This is a genomic window from Erythrobacter sp., assembly GCF_024305245.1.
In the GTDB taxonomy this organism is placed as follows: domain Bacteria; phylum Pseudomonadota; class Alphaproteobacteria; order Sphingomonadales; family Sphingomonadaceae; genus Erythrobacter.
On the sequence record NZ_JAMWYX010000002.1, the window covers coordinates 360837 to 385789 of the forward strand.

Annotated in this window: 26 protein-coding genes; 14 read left to right on the top strand and 12 right to left on the bottom strand. The window is 65.2% G+C overall.

The window, feature by feature from the left end; all coding sequences use genetic code 11:
• Positions 1 to 85 precede the first annotated feature (85 nt).
• The 6 genes from Q0L48_RS04615 to Q0L48_RS04640 all read right to left on the bottom strand — a co-directional run bounded on the left by Q0L48_RS04615 (position 86) and on the right by Q0L48_RS04640 (position 6042).
• Positions 86 to 1045: a calcium/sodium antiporter gene (locus Q0L48_RS04615; RefSeq protein ID WP_296717808.1), complete on the bottom strand. Its 960-nt coding sequence runs from the start codon at positions 1043 to 1045 to the stop codon at positions 86 to 88.
• Between the two features lie 154 nt (positions 1046 to 1199).
• The gene (gene glnA / locus Q0L48_RS04620) at positions 1200 to 2609 is read right to left on the bottom strand and encodes a type I glutamate--ammonia ligase (protein ID WP_296717811.1); all 1410 of its coding nucleotides are present in this window, start codon (positions 2607 to 2609) and stop codon (positions 1200 to 1202) included.
• 70 nt (positions 2610 to 2679) lie between these two features.
• Positions 2680 to 3018 carry a P-II family nitrogen regulator gene (locus Q0L48_RS04625; protein WP_296717813.1) on the bottom strand — a complete coding sequence of 113 codons (339 nt, stop codon included), beginning with the start codon at positions 3016 to 3018 and terminating at the stop codon, positions 2680 to 2682.
• Between the two features lie 218 nt (positions 3019 to 3236).
• Positions 3237 to 4163 (bottom strand): N-acetyl-gamma-glutamyl-phosphate reductase, encoded by a 927-nt coding sequence (argC, locus tag Q0L48_RS04630; RefSeq protein ID WP_296717818.1) that lies wholly within the window; start codon positions 4161 to 4163, stop codon positions 3237 to 3239.
• Positions 4164 to 4166: 3 nt separating this feature from the next.
• Positions 4167 to 4529, bottom strand: coding sequence for a hypothetical protein (locus tag Q0L48_RS04635; protein WP_296717821.1), 363 nt, complete (start codon positions 4527 to 4529; stop codon positions 4167 to 4169).
• Between the two features lie 112 nt (positions 4530 to 4641).
• Positions 4642 to 6042 carry a M17 family metallopeptidase gene (locus Q0L48_RS04640; RefSeq protein ID WP_296717822.1) on the bottom strand — a complete coding sequence of 467 codons (1401 nt, stop codon included), beginning with the start codon at positions 6040 to 6042 and terminating at the stop codon, positions 4642 to 4644.
• A 112-nt stretch (positions 6043 to 6154) separates the two neighbouring features.
• Here Q0L48_RS04640 and map point away from each other — a divergent pair, with 112 nt between their 5' ends.
• On the top strand, positions 6155 to 6982 hold the full coding sequence (map, locus tag Q0L48_RS04645; protein ID WP_296717824.1) for a type I methionyl aminopeptidase: 828 nt from the start codon (positions 6155 to 6157) through the stop codon (positions 6980 to 6982).
• Between the two features lie 587 nt (positions 6983 to 7569).
• Here the strand turns inward: map and Q0L48_RS04650 are convergent.
• From Q0L48_RS04650 to ccmA, 3 genes are read right to left on the bottom strand one after another with little or no spacing between them, the layout of a single operon-like run.
• On the bottom strand, positions 7570 to 8232 hold the full coding sequence (locus Q0L48_RS04650; RefSeq protein WP_296717827.1) for a hypothetical protein: 663 nt from the start codon (positions 8230 to 8232) through the stop codon (positions 7570 to 7572).
• Positions 8232 to 8882 (bottom strand): heme exporter protein CcmB, encoded by a 651-nt coding sequence (locus tag Q0L48_RS04655; protein ID WP_296717828.1) that lies wholly within the window; start codon positions 8880 to 8882, stop codon positions 8232 to 8234. The genes Q0L48_RS04650 and Q0L48_RS04655 overlap by 1 nt, the downstream gene beginning before the upstream one ends.
• A complete protein-coding gene (ccmA, locus tag Q0L48_RS04660) occupies positions 8879 to 9484 on the bottom strand; it encodes a heme ABC exporter ATP-binding protein CcmA (protein WP_296717831.1) in 606 nt (201 codons plus the stop codon). The genes Q0L48_RS04655 and ccmA overlap by 4 nt, the downstream gene beginning before the upstream one ends.
• A 64-nt stretch (positions 9485 to 9548) precedes the next feature.
• Between ccmA and Q0L48_RS04665 the strand changes: the two genes are divergently transcribed.
• Positions 9549 to 9848: a 4a-hydroxytetrahydrobiopterin dehydratase gene (locus tag Q0L48_RS04665; protein WP_296717834.1), complete on the top strand. Its 300-nt coding sequence runs from the start codon at positions 9549 to 9551 to the stop codon at positions 9846 to 9848.
• Positions 9849 to 9969: 121 nt separating this feature from the next.
• Here the strand turns inward: Q0L48_RS04665 and Q0L48_RS04670 are convergent, their stop codons facing one another.
• The 3 genes from Q0L48_RS04670 to Q0L48_RS04680 all read right to left on the bottom strand — a co-directional run bounded on the left by Q0L48_RS04670 (position 9970) and on the right by Q0L48_RS04680 (position 13640).
• Complete coding sequence (locus Q0L48_RS04670; protein ID WP_296717836.1) at positions 9970 to 10776, bottom strand: SDR family oxidoreductase; 807 nt, start codon at positions 10774 to 10776, stop codon at positions 9970 to 9972.
• An 84-nt stretch (positions 10777 to 10860) separates the two neighbouring features.
• Positions 10861 to 12939 (bottom strand): S9 family peptidase, encoded by a 2079-nt coding sequence (locus Q0L48_RS04675; RefSeq protein ID WP_296717838.1) that lies wholly within the window; start codon positions 12937 to 12939, stop codon positions 10861 to 10863.
• Between the two features lie 83 nt (positions 12940 to 13022).
• Positions 13023 to 13640 (bottom strand): DNA-3-methyladenine glycosylase 2 family protein, encoded by a 618-nt coding sequence (locus Q0L48_RS04680; protein ID WP_296717840.1) that lies wholly within the window; start codon positions 13638 to 13640, stop codon positions 13023 to 13025.
• Between the two features lie 107 nt (positions 13641 to 13747).
• Between Q0L48_RS04680 and Q0L48_RS04685 the strand changes: the two genes are divergently transcribed.
• The 12 genes from Q0L48_RS04685 to mraY all read left to right on the top strand — a co-directional run bounded on the left by Q0L48_RS04685 (position 13748) and on the right by mraY (position 24953).
• Positions 13748 to 14065 (top strand): 2Fe-2S iron-sulfur cluster-binding protein, encoded by a 318-nt coding sequence (locus Q0L48_RS04685; protein WP_296717842.1) that lies wholly within the window; start codon positions 13748 to 13750, stop codon positions 14063 to 14065.
• Positions 14066 to 14089: 24 nt separating this feature from the next.
• Entirely contained in the window at positions 14090 to 14461 is a 372-nt protein-coding gene (locus Q0L48_RS04690) for a DUF1905 domain-containing protein (protein ID WP_296717845.1), read from the top strand.
• Positions 14462 to 14513: 52 nt separating this feature from the next.
• Positions 14514 to 15542, top strand: a complete 1029-nt coding sequence (locus tag Q0L48_RS04695) for a cysteine synthase A (RefSeq protein ID WP_296717847.1) — start codon at positions 14514 to 14516, stop codon at positions 15540 to 15542.
• A gap of 32 nt (positions 15543 to 15574) precedes the next feature.
• Positions 15575 to 15964 carry a hypothetical protein gene (locus tag Q0L48_RS04700; protein ID WP_296717850.1) on the top strand — a complete coding sequence of 130 codons (390 nt, stop codon included), beginning with the start codon at positions 15575 to 15577 and terminating at the stop codon, positions 15962 to 15964.
• A complete protein-coding gene (locus Q0L48_RS04705; protein ID WP_296717851.1) occupies positions 15945 to 16745 on the top strand; it encodes a hypothetical protein in 801 nt (266 codons plus the stop codon). Before Q0L48_RS04700 ends, Q0L48_RS04705 begins: the two co-directional genes overlap by 20 nt.
• A gap of 398 nt (positions 16746 to 17143) precedes the next feature.
• Complete coding sequence (locus Q0L48_RS04710) at positions 17144 to 17638, top strand: division/cell wall cluster transcriptional repressor MraZ (RefSeq protein ID WP_296717853.1); 495 nt, start codon at positions 17144 to 17146, stop codon at positions 17636 to 17638.
• Positions 17638 to 18579: a 16S rRNA (cytosine(1402)-N(4))-methyltransferase RsmH gene (gene rsmH / locus Q0L48_RS04715; RefSeq protein ID WP_296717855.1), complete on the top strand. Its 942-nt coding sequence runs from the start codon at positions 17638 to 17640 to the stop codon at positions 18577 to 18579. The genes Q0L48_RS04710 and rsmH overlap by 1 nt, the downstream gene beginning before the upstream one ends.
• Positions 18576 to 19154 (top strand): hypothetical protein, encoded by a 579-nt coding sequence (locus tag Q0L48_RS04720; protein WP_296717857.1) that lies wholly within the window; start codon positions 18576 to 18578, stop codon positions 19152 to 19154. Before rsmH ends, Q0L48_RS04720 begins: the two co-directional genes overlap by 4 nt.
• A gap of 5 nt (positions 19155 to 19159) precedes the next feature.
• Positions 19160 to 20875 carry a penicillin-binding protein 2 gene (locus Q0L48_RS04725; protein WP_296717920.1) on the top strand — a complete coding sequence of 572 codons (1716 nt, stop codon included), beginning with the start codon at positions 19160 to 19162 and terminating at the stop codon, positions 20873 to 20875.
• Entirely contained in the window at positions 20875 to 22359 is a 1485-nt protein-coding gene (locus tag Q0L48_RS04730) for a UDP-N-acetylmuramoyl-L-alanyl-D-glutamate--2,6-diaminopimelate ligase (protein ID WP_296717859.1), read from the top strand. The genes Q0L48_RS04725 and Q0L48_RS04730 overlap by 1 nt, the downstream gene beginning before the upstream one ends.
• Positions 22356 to 23882 (top strand): UDP-N-acetylmuramoyl-tripeptide--D-alanyl-D-alanine ligase, encoded by a 1527-nt coding sequence (murF, locus tag Q0L48_RS04735; RefSeq protein WP_296717861.1) that lies wholly within the window; start codon positions 22356 to 22358, stop codon positions 23880 to 23882. Before Q0L48_RS04730 ends, murF begins: the two co-directional genes overlap by 4 nt.
• Positions 23883 to 24953, top strand: coding sequence for a phospho-N-acetylmuramoyl-pentapeptide-transferase (gene mraY, locus Q0L48_RS04740; protein WP_296717862.1), 1071 nt, complete (start codon positions 23883 to 23885; stop codon positions 24951 to 24953).

Here is a 24953-nt window from a genome sequence, read left to right on the forward strand (position 1 = left end):
GGCCAAAGCTTAACGCGTTCAGTTCCCGACACAATCGGAATGAGGCAGGCTGTTGCAGACGCTTCGGCCCCGTGGCCTGCCTGCATCATCGCAGCGCGAGGAACACCGTGTAACCGGCGTAAAGCACCACCAGCAGCGCCCCTTCGAGACGCGACAATCGCCAGCCGCTGCGCAGTTGCACGATCAGCAGCGCGGTGACGGCCACCAGCACCCAGATATCGAAACGGGCGATCTCGGCCGGCACTTCGATCGGCTGGATGATCGCGGTCAGACCCAGAATACCGCAAATATTGTAGATGTTCGAACCCACCACATTGCCCAGCGCCACATCGCCATGCTTGCGGATCACGGCAATGACGCAGGCGATCAGTTCAGGCAGGCTGGTGCCGATGGCGACTACGGTGAGACCGATCACGCTTTCCGAAACCCCGGCGGCGCTGGCCAGCACGGTCGCTCCGTCGACCAGCAGCCCGGCACCGAAGATCGCAGCCGCCAGCCCGGCTATGATCATGCCGCCCAGCACGACAGGGCCGGTATCGGGCGGCACCGGGCGATCTTCGGCCTCGGCCTCGTGGCGATGGGCTTCGGCATCGTGGGAGGCGCTTTCCGACTTGTAGGCCCACCACACATAGCCCGCCAGCGCGGCCACCAGCACGATACCCGGCAGCACCCCGATGATGCCGAGCATCACCGCACCAGTCGCCAGCAGGGTTGCCACCGCCATGGCGATCGAATCCCGCTTGAATGATGCCGGATTGACCGCAATCGGCATGATGATCGCGGAAATACCGAGGATCAGCAGGCTGTTGGCGATGTTCGACCCGACCACATTGCCCAGCGCGATACCCGGCGATCCGCCCAGCGCCGCCTGGATGCTGGTGGCGAGTTCGGGCATCGAGGTGCCGAAACCGACGATGGTGAGCCCCGCCAGCAGCGGCGAAATGCCCAGCCGCGATGCCATGCCGACCGCGCCGCGCACCAGCAATTCGCCGCCGAGCGCCAGCAGAACAAGGCCCCCGGCCACCAGCAGGATTGCATCGGTCATCGTCATCATTTCCCCGCAAGAGCGATTTCGCGGACAGCCTTAGCGGCAAGGGCTGCCCGATTGAAGGATCGAGGTTAGGAAAAAGGCCGCCCGGTTTCCCGAGCGGCCCCTCAATGTCAGCCAGCCTGGCCCGGACAACCGGGACGGCGAGCGATCACATGCTATAATACATGTCGTATTCGACCGGGCAGGGCGTGGTTTCGGTGCGGATCACCTCTTCCCACTTCAGTTCGCAATAGGCCTCGATCTGGTCCTTGGTGAACACGTCGCCCTTGATCAGGAATTCGTGATCGGCAGCGAGCGAATCGAGCGCTTCGCGCAAGGAACCGCACACGGTCGGCACTTCGGCCAGTTCGGCCGGGGGCAGATCGTACAGGTTCTTGTCCATCGCCTCGCCCGGATGGATCTTGTTCTCGATCCCGTCGAGGCCCGCCATCAGCAGCGCCGAATAGGCGAGGTAGGGGTTGGCCATCGCATCGGGGAAGCGAAACTCGACCCGCTTGGCCTTGTCGCCCGCGCCGTAGGGAATGCGGCACGATGCCGAACGGTTGCGCGCCGAATAGGCCAGCAGCACCGGCGCTTCGAAGCCCGGCACCAGCCGCTTGTAGCTGTTGGTGGTCGGGTTGGTGAAGGCGTTCAGCGCCTTGGCATGCTTGATCACGCCGCCGATGAAATAGAGGCAGGCTTCCGACAGACCGGCATATTCGTTGCCGGCAAACATCGGCTTGCCTTCTTTCCAGATCGAGATGTGGGTGTGCATCCCCGATCCGTTATCGTCCTTGATCGGCTTGGGCATGAAGGTCGCGGTCTTGCCGTAAGCATGGGCGACCTGGTGCACGACATACTTGTAGATCTGCATCCGGTCGGCGGTCTGCACCAGCGTGCCGAAGGTCAGGCCCAATTCGTGCTGGGCGGCGGCGACTTCGTGGTGATGCTTGTCGCAGGGCAGGCCCATTTCGAGCATGGTGGTGACCATTTCGCCGCGAATGTCGACGGCGCTGTCGACTGGCGCAACGGGGAAGTAACCGCTTTTGGCGCGAGGGCGGTGGCCCATGTTGCCGCCGGGGTATTCCTTGCTGGTGTTGCCCGGCAGTTCGATATCGTCGATCGCGAAGCCCGATCCGGCATAGCCGTCTTCGAAGCGCACATCGTCGAACATGAAGAACTCGGCTTCGGGGCCGACATAGACGGTGTCACCGATGCCGGTCGACTTGAGATAGGCTTCGGCGCGCTTGGCGGTGGTGCGCGGGTCGCGCGAATACCAGTCGCCGGTCGAAGGCTCGACGATGTCGCAGTTGATGATCATCATCGGCGATGCGCTGAACGGGTCGATCCAGGTTTCGCTGAGATCGGGCTTCAGGATCATGTCGGATTCGTTGATGACCTTCCAGCCGGCGATCGACGAACCGTCGAACATCAGGCCGTCTTCCAACTCATCTTCGCCCATGATGCTGGCGACCATGGTGAGGTGCTGCCACTTGCCCTTGGGATCGGTGAAGCGCAGGTCGACCCATTCGATTTCCTCGTCCTTGATCTGCTTGAGGACGTCTTTTGCTTTCGACATTTTTGTAGTGCCTTTCGGGTATGATTTGGGCCGGCCCGCCCCATCGGGCTGGCAGGAGAGGGTGAAAAAATCAGATCGCGTCGTCGTTGGTCTCGCCGGTGCGGATGCGCAGCGCGCTTTCGATCGCAGTGACGAAGATCTTGCCGTCACCGATCCGGCCGGTCTGCGCGGCGGCGGCGATCGCCTCGACCACGCGGGTAGTCTGATCGTCGGTGACGACCACCTCCAGCTTCACCTTGGGCAGGAAATCGACGACATATTCGGCGCCGCGATAGAGTTCGGTATGGCCTTTCTGGCGGCCGAATCCCTTCGCTTCGGTCACGGTGATACCGGACACGCCGATTTCGTGCAGCGCCTCCTTCACTTCGTCGAGCTTGAAGGGTTTGATGATCGCTTCGATCTTTTTCACGTCGTCCCCATCCGTACCTGGCCGGATTCCTGACCGATTCCTAACAAGAATCGTGCCAAGCGCAGCCGTTACCGGGTTGAACAATCCTTGCCGCAGGAGGAATCCGGACAAGCCATGTCTTTCGCCTTGGGGAAGCGGGTAGCAAGATTATGGTGCGCTGCGCAATGGTGCACATCGTATGGACGCACATTGCCTAAATTTTAAGCAGGCGCGCTCGATCAGAGCCGCAAACCGGTCGTCTCGGGCAGCCCGCACATGATGTTGAGGTTCTGGATCGCCGCGCCCGATGCCCCCTTGCCGAGGTTGTCGAGCACCGCGACCAGGCGCGCGTGCCAGCCGCCCGGATTGCCGAACACATGCAAGCTCATCGAATCGGATGGCGGCGCGCTGGATTCCAGCAGAATTTCCGAAGTGCCGGTGTCCGCGCAGACAGAAACAACCCCGGACCCGGCGTAGAATTCACCCAGCGCATCGCGCAACCGGTCGGCGGTCGGCTCGCCTGCCATTGCACCGAGATGGAGCGGTACCTCGACCACCATCCCGCGATAGGCCGGGACGACAGCGGGCGCGAAGATCACCCCGTGTTCCAGACCCGCGTAGGCTTTCATTTCGGGGCGGTGCTTGTGCGCCATGTCATAGCCATAGGCGCGGAATGCAGGCGCGCCTTCGGCCTCGAACCGCGCGATCAACGCGTTCCCGCCGCCCGAGTAGCCGCTCACCGCGTTGACGGTATAGGGCCAGTCGGCGGGCAGCAACCCGGCACGAACCGGTGGCGCGACCAGCGCGAGGAAGCCGGTGGGGTAACACCCCGGATTGCTCACAAATTGAGCATTGGCGATTGTGTCGCGCCCGATCAGTTCGGGAAAGCCGTAGGTCCAACCCTCGGCCACCCGGTGCGCGCTGGAGGCATCGATGATGCGGGTTTCGGAGCCTTCCGCCAGCTTAACTGCGTCCTTCGCCGCGTCGTCCGGCAGGCACAAGATCGCGATATCGGCGGCGTGCAAGGCATCGCGGCGCGCGACCTCGTCCTTGCGCTGCGCATCGTCCAGCACGATCAGATCGAACTCATCGCGCCCTTGCAACCGCTCGCGGATTTCGAGGCCGGTGGTGCCTGCCGCACCGTCGATGAACAGACGGGTCGCCACGGCTTATGCGCCCACCGGAACCAGTTCGGCGGCGTGGCACCAACCACTCGGGCCAGCCGGGCCGGGGCTTCCCCACACCCATTCGCCCGCCAGATCGAGCAGTTCGAACCGGCTGCCGGGGGCAAGCTGCACGAACACCTCGCTATCGCCATGCGGGGTCAGTCGCAGGCCGGCGCCGTTGGTTCCCACCACGCGCACATGCGGGATCACGTAATGCGCCGCGAGATGCGTTCCGGCGAGCGCGATATGCGCCAGATCCCCGCGCAGCGGCAGCGTGCCGGGCGCAGGCTTTTCGACCGGGCCTTTTAGACCCAGCACGCCCTCTGGCACTGCATATTCCGTATCATCGCGCGCCGCGCCGCTCATCTGCGTTCCGTTGACCTGTGTCTGTGGTGCCGCGCTATCGCCTGCGCTGACGTGGGAGGCCCGTTAGCCGCAAGTGGCCAGCGGAGCAAGCAGGCCGCCATCACGCGCTCCATCACCCTGCGTAGCGGGCGCGGATCGCGTGCCACGAAGCGCGCAGGCCCAGCCCGCGTCCGCCGCGCGACCGGCCAGGGCGCGGCGACGGGTTCCAGGCGAAGGTATCGAAGTGCACCCAGTCGATCTCCTCGCCCACGAACCGGTCGAGGAACAGCCCCGCCACGCTCGCCCCGGCGTAGGGATTGGACGAAGCATTGACCATGTCCGCAATGTCGGATGACAGGTATTCGCGGTAAGCCTCGGGCAGGGGCAGTCGCCACGGGGCATCATCATGCGCCTTGCCCGCTGCCAGAAACTCCTCGGCCGTGTCGTCGGATCGCGCCATCATCGCGGGCAGATCGGGGCCGAGCGCCACCCGCGCTGCGCCCGTCAGCGTCGCGAAATCGACGATCAGATCGGGCTCCTCCTCGCTCGCGCGGGTCAGCGCATCGCCCAGGATCAGCCGACCTTCGGCATCGGTGTTGTGAATCTCGATGGTCAGCCCCTTGCGGCTGGAAAGCACATCGCCGGGGCGGAAAGACGCGCCCGACACCGCGTTTTCGACCGCCGGGATCAGCAGGTGCAGCCGCACCTTCAGCCGCGCGCCCATGATCAGGCCCGCCAGCGCCAGCGCGTGCGCCGCGCCGCCCATGTCCTTCTTCATCAGCCGCATTCCCGATGACGGCTTCATGTCCAGCCCGCCGCTGTCGAAGCACACGCCCTTGCCGACCACCGCCAGCACCGGATGCGCCGGATCGCCCCAGGTCAGATGCATCAGCCGCGGCGCATGGTGGCGGGCGGCGGCGCGGCCGACCGCGTGCACCATCGGATAGCCCTGCTCCAGCGCATCGCCGCGCACGACAGTGAGTTCGGCCTTGTGCTCCTTGGCCAGCTTTTCGCATTCGGCCTCCAGTGCGGCTGGGCCCATATCTTCGGCAGGCGTATTGACCAGATCGCGTACCAGCAATTCCGCCTCAGCCTCGGCGATGGCAGCGTCGATCGGGCCGACCTGCGTGGTCAGTAGCACGCGCGGCCCCTGCGCCCCCCTCCCGCCGGAGTTGTCCTCGCTGCGGTAGCGGTTGAAGCGGTACTGCCCGGTGATCCACCCGAACATCGCGGGGCCGGGTTCCGCATTGGCGAGCCGATAGGTGCCTTCGGGCAGGTCTTCGGCCAGTTTGGCAAGGCACCAACTCGACAGGCTTTCGGGATCGGCGACCCCGCCCACTGCGAACCATGCATCTCCGTCGGGCACGATCCCGACCTGATAACCGCCACCTTCGAATTTCTGCGCGGCAAGACTGGCGCGCTGGCCTGCGGAAAGGGTTTTGGCGAAGTCGGGAAAGCCATCCTTGTTGACGAGGTGGATGGCAATCGCGTCAGCTCCGCGGTCGGGCTGGATCAGGGCATTTGGCTTGGTCATGCGCGTTCCATAATCGCCAAGGCAGGCTTGTCACCACAAAGATTCGCCCGGCAGAGCGCCCGATGGCCCGCGAAAAGTAGCAATCTGCCCGCATCGTCGCTATGTGGCGGGGATGCACGAATACCAACTCGTTGACGGCGCTGAGACCGTCTACCGCGACGGCACCATCAAACTGCATGGTCCCGAAGGCTTTGAAGCGATGCGCAAGGCAGGGCGGCTGGCGGCCGAAATCCTCGATGCCTGCGCCGACATGGTGAAGCCGGGGGTGACAACCGGCGCATTGGACGATGCGATCCGTGGGATGATGCTGGATGCCGGCGCGGTGCCTGCGACACTGGGCTATCGCGGCTATGCGCACAGCTCCTGCATCTCGATCAACCATGTGATCTGCCACGGTATTCCGGGCGACAAGGCGTTGAAGGAGGGGGACATCCTCAACATTGACGTGACCCCGCTGGTCGATGGCTGGCACGGCGATACGTCGCGGATGTTCTTTGCAGGCGAGCCGCCGTTGAAGGCGCGCAAGCTGGTAGAAGTGACTTACGAATGTCTGATGCTCGGCATCGCCGCCGCGCAGCCCGGTGCGCGGCTGGGCAATATCGGCGCGGCGATCGAGGCGCATGCAAACCAGTTCCGCTACGGCGTGGTGCGCGAGTTTTGCGGGCATGGCCTGGGCCGTTTGTTCCACGACGCCCCCGAAGTGGTCCATGCCGCCAAGGCCGGAACCGGGCCGGAATTGAAGCCGGGGATGTTCTTCACCATCGAACCGATGATCAACCTCGGCAAGCCCTGGGCGAAGGTGCTGGGCGACGGCTGGACTGCGGTGACACGCGACAAGTCGCTGAGCGCGCAGTTCGAACATTCGATTGCGATCACCGAAACGGGCAACGAGATTTTCACCAAGAGCCCGACTGGGCGGGATTGCCCGCCTTACATGTAATCCTCGTCATTGCGAGGAGCCGGAGGCGACGCGGCAATCCATGGACTGCCGCTGCGTTTGGTTGCGAGCTTAGGCCATGGATTGCTTCGCCTGCGGCTCGCAATGACGAAGATGGATTGAGGTTACTGCCTCAAGCCTGACCATTGCACCAAGCAGCGATTAGTTTGTCATGGGCGAGATCATATTCCGCGTGGACGACCACACAGCCCCCATCAATAACAGGCTTCGGTATCTTGTCAGGGCTGGTCCAAATTGTCTTGGCTTCCGCGCAGGTGGCCTCAGCCTCGCTGCACCGGTATTGGTGAAAATAGAGAGCCCGAATGCGACCGTCTGAGCTTTCAGTGTAATACCGCGTATATTCGCCCACCATGATCTCGGGCAGAGCCTGCGAGACCGCCCTTTCGATTCTCACGGCGAGAGCTTGGCGTTCCTCAACCCCGATTTGAACAGGCTCGCCTTCGGACCCATTCCGGGCGGAGAGGGCAGTTCTTTCATCCTCCGTCGAGGGTAGGGCTTCGCTGTCAGGGGCGCTGCATGAGGCGAGCGCTGCGACTCCCATAAATGCCACTAAGCGCATCGCACCCTCCTCACAAAAACCACACCGCCAGCACCCCGACCATCACCAGCACCACCGCGACCGAAAACCCCAGCATCGCCAGCACCGGCCGCGTCACGCGCCCATGCAGCACCCAATCATACGCGCAGGCAATTGCAATCGTGATCGGCGGCTGCACCGCGATGGCGACCGGATCGGGCAGGCCCAGCACCTGCACCACGCGGGCATAGGCGGGGGTCATCAGCGCCAGCGTCGCGATAAGCATGGCCTGCCGGTGCGCGGCGATGTCGCGGCTGCGGGCGAAGTGCAGGGCGGCGAAATAGAGCGGGATGAAGGTCACGAAGGCGGCCAGATTCACCACCGTCACCTCCGGACGGCCGAGTTCCTGCCCGATGCGCCATGATATCACCGATCCGCTCACCAATATCGCGGCCACCAGCGCGATTGAGGCGCGGCCCGTGGCCCGGTGCGCGGCCAGTTTGAACCGCGCGGCGAGGATGCTCTGGCTCGCGAGCAGGCCCAGCCATGCGATCATGCTCACTGCATGGAACACCACGAGCGGCGTGTAGCGGGCCTGCACTTCAGGGTGAGCGACCGCCTTCAGCGCAAAGGCAAACAAGGTGAAGCCCAGCAGCCCCAGCGCGATATTGCCCATCAATGTGTTGGCTCTGACGTGGCTTTCTGGCGCTCTCACTAATTCTCCCTTGCCGCCCGGATTGCGGCTCCGGCGGCAAACGGAGCGAGTGCCACCAGCGCGAGGCTTATGGCTGCAACGAAGCCGAGGCTGACGGGATCCTGACGGGCGAGCGCGCCGGCACCGAAAATCAGGATTGGCAGGGCGAGCGGGATTAGCAGCAGGCCCGAAAGCGCCGCGCCTGCGCGCAAGCTGGCGGTGAGCGCGGCGATGATCAACCCGATTGCCGCCAGCCCCGGCGTGCCTGAGATCAGGCCCAGCAGCAGGATCTGGAACGTCTCACCCTCGATCTTGAGCAGCGCGGCGGCCGGGAACGTCGCCAGCACCAGCGGCGGACCGAAGCTGAGCCAGTGGGCGATCAGGCGCACCGCCATCATCGCCTCCTCCGCCATGCCGCGCAGCTTCAACTGGTCGAAGAAACCCAGTTCGATGTCGCGCGCCACCAGCTTTTCCAGCGGAAGGATCGCCGCGAGCAGCGCCGCGATCCACACCACGCCGCCGCCTGTGCGGGCCATCAGGTTGGCATCCGGCCCGACCGCGAAGGGGAACAGCATGGCGACCGCGACGAAGAACACGACGGGCAGCGCGGCTCCGCTGCCGGTGAAGGGGAAGAACTGCGCCAGATCGCGGCGGAGCAGGGCGGCGATCATGCCTCGGCCTCCGAAGGCGCGAAGTCCTCGATCGCGAACGCGGTCATATCCGGCACATCAAGCGGTTGGTGCGAGGCGATCAGGGCGATCCCGCCGTCCGCGCAATGCTCCTGCACGAGTTCGCTGACCAGCGCCTGCGATGCGGTGTCGAGGCCGGACAGCGGCTCGTCGAGCAACCACACCGGCGCAGCCTGACCCAGCATCCGGGCGAGTGCGGCGCGTTTCTTCTGCCCGGTCGAAAGGTAGCGCACCGGCACTTCGGCCAGCGCCTCCAGCCTTAGCCGCGCCATGATCGCCTGCCCTCCGGCAGCGCCGTCCAGACCGAACCAGAAGGCCAGCGCCCGGCCCAGCGGCAGGTCGGGATCGAGGCCCGGACGTTCATCGAGCAAGGCCAGCGCGCCTGTGTGCCTCACTTCGCCCGCGTATGGTGTGGTGAAGCCCGCCAGCGCCCGGATCAGCGTGGTCTTGCCCGCGCCGTTCGCCCCCGTCACATGGCACGCGGCGCCCGCTTCCAGTGTAAACGTCAGCCGACGGAATAGCAGCCGGTCGCCCCGGCGGCAGGCCAGATCATGCGCTGACAGGGCGGGGGACAAGGCTTGCATTGGGCTGCAGCGTTAGGGAAAAGGGTCAGCGCAAACAAGCGACCACGATCAAGGAGTGCCCGTCATGTCCGTCCCCGAACTCGACGCCGATGAAATCAAGCAATTGCTCGCCGATCACCCGGCGTGGGAACTGGCGCGCGCAGGCAAGGCGATCACCCGCACGTTCCAGTTCAAGGATTTCTCTGAAGCCTGGGGCTTCATGAACCGCGTTGCCCTGCTGGCCGAGGCGCAGGATCACCACCCCGAATGGTTCAACGTCTATGCCAAGGTCGAGATCACGCTGACCACGCATGATGCAGGCGCAAGCGGCGGACTGTCGCAGCGCGATGCCAAACTGGCGCGGGCGATTGATGGAATTGAGTAGGCTTAGGAATGCACCAACGGCCCGAAGGGCCGCAAGGCCGACCGGCCGCCCGCAGCGACGCGGCCGTCAGGCCGCATGAGCGAGGATTTCCCACGCCGGAGGGCGTGCGGACAAAAAATGCCTACCGCCCCAGCGGCCCCTGGCTCCCGCGCAGTTGCTTGCGCACCTTGCCGGGCATCCAGCGCTTGGCGAAGGCCATCGATTTCGAGGTTTTGCCGACGAAATAATCCAGCTTGTCGCCGTGAACCGCATCCCACACCGCTTTGGCGACTTCCTCGACCGGCGTGATTTCCAGCCCGGCGGCGCGCACCCGGTCGCGAATCTGTTCGTTCGATTTGCGGTTGCCGGTGCCGTCGAGCAGCGGGGTTTCGATGAAGCTCGGACACACTGATGCGACGGTGATCTTGTCGCCCGCCCATTCGGCATCGAGGCTTTCCGACACGGCGCGCACCCCGAATTTGGTGGCGCAATAGACGCTCATGCCGGCGGACCCGGCGATCCCGGCGGCGCTGGCGATGTTGATCAATGCCGATCCCGGCGCGCTCGCCTTGAGATAGGGGTAGGCCGCCTGCGCGCCGTACAGCACGCCCTTCAGATTGATGTCGAGGCAGCGGTCGATCTCTTCGGGGTCAAGCTCGTGCAGCGATCCGCCGGTGCCGATCCCGGCATTGTTGATCACCGCATCGATCCGCGATCCGGCGGCGGTGTGGAACGCCGCCAGCGCCTCGTCCCACGCCGCGCGGTCGCGCACGTCGAGCCGGTGCGAATATTTGAACCCGCCTTCGATCAGGCCGAGCGTGTCCTGCATCCCGGCTTCGTTGACATCGGCGATCCCGACAAACCAGCCGCGCTCCCCGAAATGGCGGGCGACCGCGCGCCCGATGCCGGACGCGCCGCCGGTGATGAAGATGCTGCGCCGTTCTGTCATGTGATCCCCTCTCGATTGCTATTTGCAACCTGCTTAGGGGCGGATGCGGCGCTTGTCAGCAGGCAGAATGCGCGGCGGCCTGCACTAACCGCCCAGCGCCGCTGTCAGCCCCTTCACGTGGTCTTCGCCCTCGACGATTTCGGCGCTCGAAGGCTCCAGCGCGTCCCCAAGCGGTTCGGCCCGGCCGCCGATGCATTCGGCGAGGAAATTTTCGGCGATGGCGTAGAAGGCGATGCTGTTTTCGGGACGGGCGAAACCGTGGCCTTCGTCAGGGTAAAGGACGTAGGTCACCGGAACCCCGGCCGATTTCATCGCATTCACGATCTGGTCGCTTTCGGCCTGCTTCACGCGCGGATCATTGGCGCCTTGCGCGATCAGCAGCGGCTTCACGATCTTGTCCGCCTTGTATAGCGGGCTGGCGGCGCGCAGCAGCGCAAGGCCTTCCTCTGTGTTCGGGTTGCCCATGCGTTCGTGGAACGTCTTGACCAGCGGAGCCCAGTAGGGCGGGATCGTCGACAGCAGGGTTTCAAGGTTCGAAGGGCCGACGATGTCCACCCCGCAGGCGAAGGCTTCGGGCGTGAAGGTGAGGCCCGCCAGCGTCGCATAGCCGCCGTATGATCCGCCCATGATGGCGACCTTGTCGGCCTGCGCGATGCCCTGATCGATCGCCCACTGGGTCGCGTCGATCAGGTCGTCATGCATCTTCAGACCCCACTGCTTGTTACCGGCATTGATGAAGTCCTTCCCGAATCCGGTCGACCCGCGGAAATTGACGCTCAGCACCGCGTAGCCGCGATTGGCGAGCAGCTGGTGGGCGGAGTTGAAGCCATACCCGTCGCGCGCCCACGGCCCGCCATGCACCAGCAGCACCATCGGCACGGGCTTGTCCGGCTTGCCGTTGCCGTCCGCATCGCTGCCGGGCGGCAGAGTGAGGTAGGACGGCAGGATCAGACCATCGCGGCTGGCGATTTCGACCGGATGCATCACTTGCAGCGGCATCCCTTCAAGTTCGGGGCGCGAGACATAGAACGGGGTCAGCGTGCTCGCCGCGCGATCATAGATGTAGGTCGCAACCGGCTTTGTCAGCGGGTCGTTCCAGACGATCCAAACGCTGTCGTCATCGGTGCGGCTGTTGACGCCGAAATCGCCGTCGAGCCGCTGATCCAGCCAATCGAGCGAGGCGCGGGTTTCGGGATCGGTCGCGGTCCACTCGGTGGTCAGGTAATTGACCGCATAGGCCTCGACCTCGCCGGTGACGGGATCGCGCAGGGTGCTGCCGATATCGGCCTTGTCGTTCTCGGCAATCAGCCGCCGTTCACCGGTTGCGGTGTCCTGCGCATACAGCGCGGCGGTGTTGCGATTACGGCTGTCGAGCCAGTAGAGCGTCGTGCCATCGGTGGTGTAACCGGCGGGCGCGGTGCTGAGCGAATCTTCCATTGCCGTGGTTTCAAACGGGGTTTCCTCGACTGCGTTGTCGGTCACGCGGAAATAGTCGGTGCCACCCGCTTCGTTCTGCTGCATCGCCATGCGCAGCGTCAGACTGTCATCGGCCATGAACCCGGCATAGGCGTTGTTTTCCAGCACCAGTTCCAACTCGCCGGTGGTGATGTCGAGCAGGTAGACATCGTGCCACTGCGGATCGCGGTTGTTGAGGCCCAGCAGCAGTTTGTCCTTGATCGTGGTCGAGCCGCCGACCAGCTGCACGCGGGTGTTTTCGAACGGGGTCACGGTCGTTTCCGCGCCGCTGGTCACATCGACGCGGTAGAGCAGGAAATTCTCGTCCCCGCCCTTGTCCTGAATGTACATTACCGCGCGCGAATCCGGCGACCAGAAATGCTGGCGGATCGGGCGGTCGGTTGCGTTGGTCATGGCGCGGGCGGCATCGGGGTTGTCGGCAGGCGCGACCCAGATGTTGAGCACGCCGTCCTTGGGGGCGAGCCAGCTCAACCATTGACCGTCCGGGCTGATCTGGCCTGCCGCGCGGGTGGGATTTCCGAACAGTGCATCGCGCGGGATCAGGGGGGCGGATTGGGCTTGCGTGGTCATTGCGGCTCCGGCGGTGATGGCAGGGGAAGGTTCGGCGAAGGTCAGGCCCGGCAGCATCAGCGCAGCGGCAGCAGCGCCGCAGGCCAGCAGGCGGGCGAAACGTGTGGGACGGGGCATGGAGTCTCTCCTCTCCGGTGCATGTCTTTTTCTGTGTTATGCAGATAAGACACCGGCGGGGCGGGTGCAAGCAGCCTGTCGGATCAAAGCGCCGGATTGGCGTAAAAATGCCACGTGAAGATCGCCATCGCCCCGCGCTGCGGCGACCACGGCTCGGCCAGCTTGCGGGTGGTTTTTTCAGCCGGACGTTCTTCGAGATCGAGCAGGCGTTTGACGCCTTCCTGCACGGCGAGGTCTCCGGCGGGCCAGATATCGGGGCGGCCTTCAGCGAACAGCAGGTAAATCTCTGCCGACCAGCGCCCGATGCCCTTGATCAGGGTGAGCAGGGCAATCGCTTCCTCGTCATCGGCGGGCAGATTGTCGAAATCGAGTTCGCCTGCGATCATCAATTCGCACAGGGATCGCGCATAGCCCTGTTTCTGGCGCGATAATCCGCAGGCGCGCAGGGCATCATAATCGCGCGCCAGCAAGTCAGCGGGGGCAAAATCCGGGCCGAGTTCCGCCTCCAGCTTGGTCCACACCGATGCCGCCGAAGCGACCGAGACCTGCTGGCCGACAATGGTGCGCAGCAGCGTTTCGAAACCGGGCGCACGAATCCGCGCATCGGGATAGCCGACGCGGTCCAGCGCGCTGGCCAACTGCGGTTCGCGCAGCGCCAGCGCATCGAGGTCTTCACGCAATTTTTCCGCCGTCAGCCCCACTGTCACTTTCCTTAACTTGCCTTGATCCGCAGAGTGCCTTAGCAGCCGCGGTTGCACTCTCCCAGCGCATCCGATTGCGCCCAATAGCCGAAAAGGACACGTAGCCCATGCCCAGACTGGTCGTCACCAATCGCGAAGGCGAAACCAGCGAGATCAGCGTCGATGAAGGCCTGACCGTGATGGAAGCGATCCGCGACAACGGGTTCGACGAACTGCTGGCGCTGTGCGGCGGGTGCTGTTCGTGCGCGACGTGTCACGTGCATGTCGATCCGGCCTTTGTCGACAAGCTGCCGAAAATGAGCGAGGACGAGGACGATCTGCTCGAATCCTCCGATCATCGTGAACCCACTTCGCGCCTGTCGTGTCAGGTTCCGCTGACCGCCGCGCTCGACGGGCTCCACATCACCATCGCTCCGGAAGATTGATCGTCCGGCGCGGGAAACAGGCCGGTGCACGATGACCTGGCCCGTTTTCTGCGCGACGAATTGGGGCATATGCCGAGCGGCTCTGCGGGGCCGTGGCCTGTGCGCGGGCCGGTTTGGCTGTGGCAGGGCAGCGCTGGCGCTCCGGCCAAGGGCAGCTGGTATTTCCTGACCATCGACGGAGCGACGGCTCAGGCGATCCGCGCCCATGCCACCAACGCAGCAGCGTGGGGATCGGTCTATGTCGAGGCGACGATCGGCGACACGACATGGCGCACATCGCTGTTTCCCTCGAAACAGGCAGGCGGCTGGCTGCTGCCGCTGAAGGCAGCGGTGCGCAAGGCGGAACGGATCGCCGAGGGCAGCGAAGTCGAGGTTCTGCTCGCGCTGGCTTCGTGACGCCGGGACTTGAGCGTTGCAGCCTGCCGCATGAGCGCCTAATTCCCTTGCCATGAACATCACCAAGCCTTTTGCCGATACACTCGCACTGATCGGCAATACCCCGATTGTCCGGCTCGCTGGCCCCAGCGAAGCGGCGGGCTGCGACATCTACGGCAAGTGCGAATTCGCCAACCCCGGCTCCTCAGTCAAAGACCGCGCCGCGCTGTGGATCATCCGCGATGCCGAGGCACGCGGGGAGCTGCTGCCGGGCGGCACCGTGGTCGAAGGGACGGCAGGCAACACCGGGATCGGGGTCGCGCTGGTCGCCAATGCCAAGGGGTACAAGACGATCATCGTCATGCCCGACAACCAGTCCAAGGAAAAGATGGACACGTTGCGGGCGCTGGGCGCGCAGCTGGTGCTGGTACCGCCGACCAAGTTCGCCAACCCCGGCCATTTCGTCCACACCTCGCGCCGTCTGGCCGAGGAAACCCCCGGCGCGGTCTGGGCCAACCAGTTCGACAACATCGCCAACCGCCGCGCCCATATCGAAGGCACTGCGCCCGAAATCTGGGAGCAACTGGGCGGGCGCGTCGATGGCTTCACCTGCGCGGCGGGCACCGGCGGAACGATTGCCGGGGTGGGCCTTGGCCTGAAAGCAATGGACGAGAACATCCGCATCGCGCTGACCGATCCGCACGGCGCGGCGCTGTATAATTACTACGCCCACGGCGAGTTGAAGGCCGAAGGCTCCTCGGTCGCCGAGGGGATCGGGCAGGGACGCATCACCGCCAACCTCGAAGGTGCACCGATCGACACGCAATACCGCATCGGCGACGAAGAAGGACTGATGTGGGTGGCGCGCTTGCTGAAGGAAGAAGGTCTGTGCCTTGGTCTCTCGTCAGGCATCAATGTCGCGGGCGCGGTGGAACTGGGCCGCGAACTGGTGGCCGAGGGGCGCGACAATCCGCAGGTCGTCACGATCCTGTGCGACACCGGCTTCCGCTATCTTTCGACGCTTTACAACGCCGAATGGCTCGCCGCCAAGGAACTGCCGGTGTTCGACTGGCTCGAACCGCGGCCCGGAGACGAGGCGTGACACGCGCGCCGCTGCTGGCTAGGCTGCGTAGCATGACCCAGCGCAGTCTTTTCCCGGCCGGGCGCAATCAGCCCTCGGGCGCGCTCGATCCGGTGGCCGAGCCAGAGCCTGCCACTCCGGCCAGCGTAAATCGTCAGGAAGCGATCCAGCGATTGCAGATCGGGGTGTTCGGCATCGCCGCCATGCTGCTGCTGGTCGGTCTAGCCAGCATCATCGGCAGTCAGGCCGATTTTACCGAGCAAGCCGCCGTCCCCGAAGCCGCGCCCACCACCGAGCCGACGCCTGAACCGTCGCGCGCCAATCCGCTGGCCGATGCCGGTGTTGTGCCGGACATCGCGGTCGAGCCGAGCCCCACGCCGGCGATCCCGCTCGACTTGCCGCCGCCAGCCCCTGCGCCGGATAATGCGCCAGATCCGCAATAGAACCATCGCCTCGCTGGTCGGCGCAGTGCTGGCGCTGGCCGCCTGCAGCGCCGCCCCGACGGAACCTGCCAATCTGGAACCGGCCAGCCCGGAACCTGCCAGTGATGCGCGTCCGCCGCTGGGGCTGATGAGCAGTCTGCCGCTCTACTGGCCGGCGGATGCCGATATCGCTGACATTGCCGCTGATCGGGCCGCCCCGCCGTGGCAGCGCCGCGCGATCGAGACACGCTATCGGCCGGTGCCGCTCGACACGCTGACCCCCATTCCCGCGCTATCCCCCGACACGCCCGAAACCGACCCGCTGGCGGATCTTGACCGGTTGGCGGTGATCCAGCCGCGCGGGCTTTCGCCCGGCGATAATGTCGCGCTCGACGCATGGGTGCGGGGCGGGGGAAGCCTGTTGCTGGTGCTCGATCCGGCAACGACCGGGGATTACGACTTGCCGCTGGGCGATCCGCGCCGCCCGGTCGAAACCGCGCTGATCCCGCCGGTGGTCGAACGCTGGGGGCTGGCGGTCAGCTTTGACGAGCGGCAGGCGCTGGCGGTGGCCGATGCGTCGCTCGGCGGAGCCGCACTGCCGCTGGCGCTGCCGGGCCGTATCGCTGTGACCGATCCCGCCGCAGCCGATTGCACGCTGGCAGCAGAAGGCGCGGCGGCGGCGTGCCGGGTGGGCAAGGGCAGGGTCACTCTGATCGCCGATGCCGCGCTGTTCGAACATCCCGAACTGGCGGGCGAGAACGGACAAACCCTCGCCGGATTGCTGGCCGCCGCCTTCGAATAGGGGCGATCGGGGAAATCGCGGGACAGCCGGGACTCGGCGGGGGACTCGGGCGGGAAACACTACGGAAAATCGCGGAAAACGGGTGGATCAGGGCCGGATTCGCGCGATGCCGTTCGGCAAGTATCCACTGAGCAGTGGGCTGTTGGACAAGAGGAAGGGAATAAAATCAGCGTGATAACTAGTTTTCCCGTGATTTCCCGTAAAAATCCCTTTCATCCCGCCTGCTTCCCAGATATTACCACGGTCCATCAAACATGCCTGTTTGCAACGCGTTCGGCTGGTGGGGTCGGCGCGGTGCCGCCGCTTGCCTGCTCGCGGCGACGGGGAGGGCGTGTCTGGATTACGGCCGGTTCCCTTAACGGGGCAGGCCACAACGGGGTAAGAGGGGATCGCGTCGGGTGTCGGCTTTTGGAGGATATAGTGGCCAAGCCTTTTCGCCCGCCGGCGATAAGGGCCGCTTTGTCCTGCCGCCCGCGTTCCGTAAAGCGGTGAAGGAAAGCTCCGAAGGCAACCGCATCCTGTGCCTCGCCGCCCATGACCGTTTCGATTGCCTCGTCGGCTTCGGCCTGTCGCGCATCGCCAAACTGCACGCCCAACTCGACAATGAAGAAGAGCGCGCAATCCGCCTCGGCAGCCATGATTTCGACCGCGAAGTGCGCGCCCAGCAATTGTTCGGCTTCGAACAGCTGCCGTTCGACGACAGCGGGCGGTTCGTCATGCCCGAACACCTGCGCGATCTCGGCAAGGTGGGCGAGGGGCTGTATTTTCAGGGCGCGGGCGATTTCTTCTTCGTCTGGAACCCCGAAGAACTCGGCCGGATGGATACAGGCTGGAAGAGCGCGCAGGCTAGCTGTGCAAAGCTGGTCGCGGCCGCGAAGAAGGGGGCTGCGTGATGGTTGATGCACCCCATATCCCCGTGCTGCTGGATGAAGTGGTTGCGGCCATCGCTCCGCGTCCGGGCATGACCATTATCGATGCGACCTTCGGTGCGGGCGGCTACACCGCTGCCCTGCTGGAGGCGGGCGCGAGCGTCCACGCCTTCGACCGCGACCCCGATGCAATCGCCGCAGGTCAGGAAATGGTGGCGCAATATGAAGGCCGCCTTGCGCTCCACCCGGCACGGTTCTCCGCGATGAAGGCCGAACTGGCCGCGCTCGGCATCACACAGGTCGATGCAGTGGTGATGGATATCGGCGTGTCCTCGATGCAGCTCGACCAAGGCGACCGCGGCTTTGCCTTCATGCATGACGGTCCGCTCGACATGCGGATGAGCCAGGCGGGCGAAAGTGCCGCCGATTTCCTCAACACCGCTGACGAAGAAGCGATCGCCAACGTGATCTATCGCTATGGCGAGGAACGCCAGTCGCGCCGGGTCGCACGCGCCATCGTCGCCGCGCGCCCGTTGACGACCACCGGCGAACTCGCCCGCGTGGTGCGCCGCGCATTGGGCCACAAGCCGCACGACAAGAAAGATCCCGCCACTCGCACGTTTCAGGCGGTGCGAATCCACGTGAACGACGAGCTGGGCGAGCTGGAAGCCGGGCTTGCCGCCGCCGAGGCGCTGCTGGGCGAAGGCGGGGTGCTGGCGGTGGTGAGTTTCCACAGCCTCGAAGACCGGATCGTCAAGCACTTCCTGCGCGAAGCGAGCGGCGCGGGCCGCGCCATTTCGCGCCATCTGCCCGGCGAGATTCCCGGCCCCGCGCCGACCTTCCTTCGCGTCTCCAAGGGCATTCGTCCCGGCGATGCGGAAATCCAGCGCAACCCGCGCGCCCGTTCATCCACCTTGCGCCATGCGATCCGCACCGGCGCCCCGGCAAGGAGCATCGCAGCATGATGATGACCGGCACTCAGGCGCGATCCCTGGGTTGGGTGGCGGTGTTGGCGATATGCTTCGCCCTCGTCGTGATCCTCAGCTTCAAGGTGCATGCGGTGAAGAGCGAAGTGCTGCTGGCAGAACGCCAGATATTGTCGCTCGAACGCGAAAACCTGCTGCTCGAAACCGAGTTCGAAACGCGCGCCAGCCAGCGGCAGCTCGCCGTGTGGAACGCGGTCGAGTTCGGTTATGGCGCGCCGCGCGCCGACCAGTTTCTCGATGGCGAACGCCAGTTGGCGAGCCTCGGCCAGCGGCGCGGCCCCGATGCGCCGTCGCCGATCCGTCTGGCGCGCAGCGATGTGACCGCTGATGGCGATATCGCGTCTGCCGATGCCGAACCGATGCGCTCGCCTTTGTCGGGCGCGCCGGTGACACTAGCTTCGGCGGCGAGCGAGAAGGATGCCGGGCAGGTCTTTACCGAAGCCTTCGGCGACTTCCTGATCGATGCCTCCCCGATCCGCGCCGCGCAAGCGCAGACGCTCAGCGCATCGCAGCAGCGCGCCGCAAGCATGAGCGCAAAGGGAATCGGAGAATGAGCGTGATGGCTGCCCCGGCGGCAGTCCCCTCCATCCCGGCAGGCCGGATCCAGCGCGTCAACCTGCGCGCACAACTGCTGTGGACCGCGCGGTTCCGGGTGCTGTGGGTGGCGCTCGGTTTTGTGCTGATTGCCCTGATCGCGCTGGTGCGGATCGCATCGCTGGCGCTGGCCGGGCAGGCGCCCGAACGTACCAGCCTCGAAGATGCGCTGCTGCCCCCGCGCGGCGAGATCACCGACCGCAATGGCGTGCCGCTCGCGCGCGCCTTTCCCGCCTATGCGCTGTGGTTCGATCCTTCCGCGATGGGCGACAAGGGGTCGCCGCTGGTGCGATCGCCGGAGGAAGTCGCGCGCCAGTTGAAGGCGATTTTCCCCGATATCAATGAAGCGCGCATGGCCGAACGCCTCGCCTCGGGCCGGTCGGGCTATCTGCGCCGCCGCATTCTGCCCGAAGAGGCCAACAAGGTTTTCGCGCTGGGCGAAATCGCGCTGGAAATCCCGCGCGAAACCGATCGTCACTATCCGCAGGGCACGCTGGCGGCGCATGTGCTCGGCTATGTGGTCGAGGAGCAGGGCGGCAAAGTGGGGATGGAGCAGGTGCTGGAGGAGCATCTGACCGATCCTGACCTGCGCGGCACCCCGGTGGCGCTGTCGATCGACGTCCGCGTGCAGGGCGCGCTGGAGGATGAATTGCGGCGCGGGATGCTGGAAACCAACGCCATTGGCGCTGCGGGCATCGTGCTCGATGTCGATAGCGGCGAGGTGATGGCGATGGCGTCCCTGCCCGAATTCGACCCCAACGTGGCCGGTGCGAGCGGCGCCAAGAACGTATTCAACCGCGTCACCAACGGGGTTTACGAGCTCGGATCGACCTTCAAGCCGCTGAGCGTTGCCGCCGCGATGGATGCGGGCGTGGTGCGCGATCTGGGGCGGGCGTGGAACGCCGAGCCGGTGCAGGTCGGGCGGCGCACGATCAAGGATCTGAAGCCCAAGGGCGCGACGCTCAACGTGCCGCAGGCGCTGGTCTATTCGTCCAACACCGTCACTGCGCGGGTGGCCGACGAACTCGGCCCGGAACGTCTGCGCCGCGCCATGATTGATCTGGGTATGGACAGCCGCCCGTTCATCGAACTGCCCGCGCGGGGCAAGCCGATCTGGCCCGGCGGCAAGTGGAGCCGTATCACCAACATGACGGTGAGCTATGGTCACGGCCTTGCGGTCACGCCGCTGCATCTGGCATCCGCCTATGCAGCGATGGTGAATGGCGGGATCTGGCGGCCTTCGACGCTGATGAAGCTTGATCCGGCGGATATCCCGCGCGGGCGTCGGGTGTTCAAGGAATCAACCTCATCGCGGATGCGGCAGATGCTGCGGATGATCTCGCTCTACGGCACCGGGCGCAGCGCCGATGCGCCGGGTTACCGGATCGGCGGCAAGACCGGATCGGCGGAGAAGGCATCGGGCGGCGGCTATGCCAAGACCTCGCTGATTTCCTCCTTCGCCGCTGCCTTCCCGCTCGATGCGCCGCGCTATGTCGTGGTCATCGTGGTGGACGAGCCGAAGGGCACGGTCGCCAGCAGCTTCCAGCGTACCGCGGCCTTCACCTCCGCGCCGGTGGTGGGGCGGCTGGTGCCGCGCATCGGCCCGATGCTGGGCGTGCAGCCCGACGAACGCCGCGATGTCGATATTTCCGATCTGCGCTATCTGGTGGACAAGCACTGATGCGTCTGGCCGATCTGCTGGAGCGCGCAGGGCTCGCCAGCGACGGCGCATCCGATGTCGGCGTCACCGGCTTTGCAATCGATCACCGCAAGGTCGCGCCGGGCACGGTATTCGGCGCGTTTCAGGGCGCGACGTTCGACGGCGAGAATTTCATCCCCGCTGCGATCAGCGCGGGCGCAATAGCGATTGTCGCACGGCCCGAGGCCAAGGTCGAAGGTGCGCTCCACATCGCCGACGCCAACCCGCGCAAGGCATTCGCGCAAGCAGCGGCGGGGTTCTTCGCCCCGGTGCCGCGGACCATCGTCGCCGTCACTGGAACCAACGGCAAGACCTCGACCGCCGAAATGGCTCGCCAGATCTGGCGCATGGCGGGCGAGCGCGCGGCAAGCATCGGCACGCTGGGCGTCACCACGCCAGATGGCTCCGTGTCCACCGGGCTGACCACCCCCGATATCGTCACCTTCCTCGCCAACATGGCAGGCCTCGCGCGTGAAGGCGTGACGCATGTCGCCTATGAGGCATCGAGCCACGGCCTGTCGCAGTATCGCAATGAGGGGCTGACGGTCGCCGCGAGCGCGTTCACCAATTTCAGCCGCGACCACCTCGACTATCACGGCACGATGGAGGCTTATTTCGCCGCCAAGATGCGGCTGTTCACCGAAGTGGTCGAACCCGGTAGCCCGGCGGTGATCTGGGACGGGGGCGAGGCTTCCGAGTGGACGGCCCGCGCCATTGCCGAAGCTTCCGCGCGCGGGCTCGATGTGCGTACCGTGGGCGAACGCGGCACCTTTCTGCGCCTGATCGAGCGTGTGCCGGGCCAACTCGGCCAGACGCTGACCGTCGAACACGACGGGCAGACCCGCACAGTGAACCTGCCTTTGATCGGCGCCTATCAGGCCGCCAATGCGCTGGTGGCAGCCGGGCTGGCGCTGTCGACAGGGACGGATGCAGGCGCGGTATTCGATGCGCTTACCCGGCTCCAACCGGTACGCGGACGGCTGGAGCGTGCGGCGCTCAATGCCGCAGGCGCGCCCGCCTATGTCGATTATGCCCACACCCCCGATGCGCTGGAGGCGGCGATTGCCGCACTGCGCCCGCACGTGGCAGAGGGCGGAAAATTGATCGCGGTGTTCGGCGCGGGCGGTGACCGCGACACCGGCAAGCGCGCGGAGATGGGCGCGGTTGCGGCGCGCGCGGCGGATCTGGTCATCGTTACTGACGATAACCCCCGCAGCGAAGACCCGGCGAGCATTCGCGCGGCAATTCTCGCCGGAGCGGGCGGAGCGGCGCAGGAAATCGGCGACCGGCGTGCAGCCATAGCCGCTGCCATCGCCGAAGCGGGCGCGAAGGATATCGTGCTGATTGCCGGTAAGGGGCACGAACAGGGACAGATTTTCGGCGCAGGAGAGACTATGCGGATCGAAGCTTTCGATGATGTCGACGTCGCGCGCCAATGCGCCGGGGCGGGGAGCGTGAATTCATGAACGTGCCGAAACCGATCACTCACCCGCGTCTGCGCGCGTGGCCGGTCATGCCGCGGGATGCGTTGCGCCAGGCCTTGTGGACTTCGGCCGAGATTGCCGCCGCGACGGGCGGCGTTGCCAGCCATGATTTTCTGGCCGCAGACGTCGAAATGGACTCGCGCGATGTGAAGCCCGGCGATGTCTTCGTGGCGCTCAAGGGCGAGGCGATGGATGGTCACAAGTTCGTGGCCCAAGCCTTTGTAAAAGGGGCGGTTGCCGCAATCGTCGATCGTCCGGTTGACTATCCGCACGTGCTGGTAGCCGATACCACGCAGGCGCTCCACGATCTGGCGCGTGCGGCGCGTGAGCGCTCACACGCAGTCTGCATCGGCATCACCGGCTCGGTCGGCAAGACCGGGGTGAAGGAGGCGATCTTCGCCTGCCTCGACCGCGCCAGTCGCGGCGCGGCGCATCGTTCGGTCCGCAGCTACAACAACCATGTCGGCGTGCCGCTGAGCCTTGCGCGCCTGCCTGCGCGGGCGAAGTTCGGGGTGTTCGAGATGGGGATGAATCACGCGGGCGAAATCGCGCCGCTCGCCGCCCATGTCCGCCCGCATGTCGCGCTGATCACGACGATTGCGCCCGCGCATATCGAGAACCTCGGCAGCCTCGAGGCGATTGCGGACGAGAAGGCGCAGATCTTCACCGGATTGGTTCCCGGCGGCACCGCAGTCATTCCCGCAGACAGCGAATGGGCCAATCGGCTGATCGCTCGTGCCAAGGCGAGCGGGGCGGAGATCGTCACCTTCGGGCGCAGCGCGAACGCCGATGTCCGGCTGCTCGACGCGATTCCTGCAGCTGGTGGCGGCACGCTGGTGACGGCTGATCTCGGCGACCGGCGGATTTGCTACACCATTGCCGAGCCGGGCGAACACTGGATCGTCAATTCGCTGGGCGTGATGGCGGCCGTGCGCGCGGCGGGCGGCGATCTCGCCAGCGCGGGTCTCGCACTGGCCGAGGTCGGCGGCATGAAGGGCCGGGGCGCACGCCACACTATCGCGGTGCCGGGCGGAGAAGCGCTGCTGATCGACGAAAGTTACAACGCGAACCCCGCATCGATGCGGGCGACGCTCAAGGCGCTCAAGGAAACAGTCTCAACCCGCCGCCTTGCGGTGCTGGGTAGCATGAAGGAGCTGGGCGACTTTTCCGACGCTTTTCACCGCCAGCTGGTCGAACCAATCGCCGATGCAGGGGTCGCCCATGCAATTTTGGTGGGCGAAGAGATGACTCCGCTCGCCGAGGAACTGGGGAAAGCTGGCAGCGATCCGCTTGGCAAGCCCATCGCCTTCGCGCATTGCGGGACACCTGCCGAAGCCATCACGGCGCTTGCGCAATTCGGTCTTGCTCCGGGCGATGCGGTGCTGGTCAAGGGCTCGAATTCGGTCGGTCTGGGCAGGCTGGTGTCACATTTTACCGAAAACGCCCCTGCCGGGACCGCAGCGGGAGGCGCAGGCCCGATGCAAAGGGCGCCGAGGAACGACTGAATGCTCTATCTGCTTGCCGAATGGCTGGGTTTCGAGGGAGCCTTGAATCTGGTTCGCTACCAGACCTTCCGTGCGGGTGCGACGCTGATGACTGCATTGCTGATCGGGCTGCTGATCGGGCCGCGGTTCATCAATCTGCTGCGCGTGCGACAGGGCAAGGGCCAGCCGATCCGCGAGGACGGGCCGCAAACCCATCTGGCCAAGCGCGGCACGCCGACCATGGGCGGGCTGATGATCCTGACCGCGCTGACAGCATCGCTGCTGTTGTGGATGGACCTTTCCAATCCCTTCGTGTGGGCCTGCCTTGCCGTGACCATCGGCTTCGGGATCATCGGTTTCCTCGACGATTACGACAAGGTCGCGAAGAACAGCCATGCGGGCGTGCCGGGACGGGTGCGGCTGGCGCTGGAATTCGTCGTGGCGGGCGTGGCGGCGTGGCTGATTGTCAGCCAGATCAACACCAATCTCTACCTTCCCTTTCTGACGGGTGTGAGCATTCCGCTGGGCCCGGCCTATTACGTGTTCGCCGCCTTCGTGATCGTCGGCGCGGGCAATGCGGTGAACCTGACGGATGGGCTGGATGGCCTCGCGATCATGCCGGTGATCATCGCCACCGGCACCTTCGCGATCATCGCCTATCTGGTCGGGCGGGCTGATTTCAGCGCGTACCTTGGTATTCCGCATGTGCCCGGCGCGGGGGAGTTGGCGATTTTCTGCGGTGCGATCATGGGGGCGGGCCTCGCCTTCCTGTGGTTCAACGCGCCGCCTGCTGCGGTGTTTATGGGCGATACCGGCTCGCTGGCATTGGGCGGCGCACTCGGCGCGATTGCGGTTGCGAGCCATCACGAAGTGGTGCTGGCGATCGTCGGCGGGCTGTTCGTGCTCGAAGCGGTATCGGTGATCGTGCAGGTGTTCTGGTTCAAACGCACCGGCCGGCGGGTGTTCAAGATGGCGCCCATTCACCATCACTTCGAACAATTGGGCTGGAGCGAGAGCAAGGTCGTGATCCGGTTCTGGATCATCGCCATCGTGCTGGCGCTGATCGGCCTGTCGACGCTGAAACTGCGGTAG

Bases quoted from the DNA above. Each gene is read 5' to 3' on its own strand.
- Q0L48_RS04615 (WP_296717808.1), bottom strand. From the start codon at position 1,045: ATGACCGATGCAATCCTGCTGGTGGCCGGGGGCCTTGTTCTGCTGGCG.
- glnA (WP_296717811.1), bottom strand. From the start codon at position 2,609: ATGTCGAAAGCAAAAGACGTCCTCAAGCAGATCAAGGACGAGGAAATC.
- Q0L48_RS04635 (WP_296717821.1), bottom strand. From the start codon at position 4,529: ATGAGCGGCGCGGCGCGCGATGATACGGAATATGCAGTGCCAGAGGGC.
- Q0L48_RS04640 (WP_296717822.1), bottom strand. From the start codon at position 6,042: ATGACCAAGCCAAATGCCCTGATCCAGCCCGACCGCGGAGCTGACGCG.
- map (WP_296717824.1), top strand. From the start codon at position 6,155: ATGCACGAATACCAACTCGTTGACGGCGCTGAGACCGTCTACCGCGAC.
- Q0L48_RS04655 (WP_296717828.1), bottom strand. From the start codon at position 8,882: ATGATCGCCGCCCTGCTCCGCCGCGATCTGGCGCAGTTCTTCCCCTTC.
- ccmA (WP_296717831.1), bottom strand. From the start codon at position 9,484: ATGCAAGCCTTGTCCCCCGCCCTGTCAGCGCATGATCTGGCCTGCCGC.
- Q0L48_RS04665 (WP_296717834.1), top strand. From the start codon at position 9,549: ATGTCCGTCCCCGAACTCGACGCCGATGAAATCAAGCAATTGCTCGCC.
- Q0L48_RS04670 (WP_296717836.1), bottom strand. From the start codon at position 10,776: ATGACAGAACGGCGCAGCATCTTCATCACCGGCGGCGCGTCCGGCATC.
- Q0L48_RS04675 (WP_296717838.1), bottom strand. From the start codon at position 12,939: ATGCCCCGTCCCACACGTTTCGCCCGCCTGCTGGCCTGCGGCGCTGCT.
- Q0L48_RS04685 (WP_296717842.1), top strand. From the start codon at position 13,748: ATGCCCAGACTGGTCGTCACCAATCGCGAAGGCGAAACCAGCGAGATC.
- Q0L48_RS04695 (WP_296717847.1), top strand. From the start codon at position 14,514: ATGAACATCACCAAGCCTTTTGCCGATACACTCGCACTGATCGGCAAT.
- Q0L48_RS04700 (WP_296717850.1), top strand. From the start codon at position 15,575: ATGACCCAGCGCAGTCTTTTCCCGGCCGGGCGCAATCAGCCCTCGGGC.
- Q0L48_RS04705 (WP_296717851.1), top strand. From the start codon at position 15,945: ATGCGCCAGATCCGCAATAGAACCATCGCCTCGCTGGTCGGCGCAGTG.
- rsmH (WP_296717855.1), top strand. From the start codon at position 17,638: ATGGTTGATGCACCCCATATCCCCGTGCTGCTGGATGAAGTGGTTGCG.
- Q0L48_RS04720 (WP_296717857.1), top strand. From the start codon at position 18,576: ATGATGATGACCGGCACTCAGGCGCGATCCCTGGGTTGGGTGGCGGTG.
- Q0L48_RS04725 (WP_296717920.1), top strand. From the start codon at position 19,160: ATGGCTGCCCCGGCGGCAGTCCCCTCCATCCCGGCAGGCCGGATCCAG.
- Q0L48_RS04730 (WP_296717859.1), top strand. From the start codon at position 20,875: ATGCGTCTGGCCGATCTGCTGGAGCGCGCAGGGCTCGCCAGCGACGGC.
- murF (WP_296717861.1), top strand. From the start codon at position 22,356: ATGAACGTGCCGAAACCGATCACTCACCCGCGTCTGCGCGCGTGGCCG.
- mraY (WP_296717862.1), top strand. From the start codon at position 23,883: ATGCTCTATCTGCTTGCCGAATGGCTGGGTTTCGAGGGAGCCTTGAAT.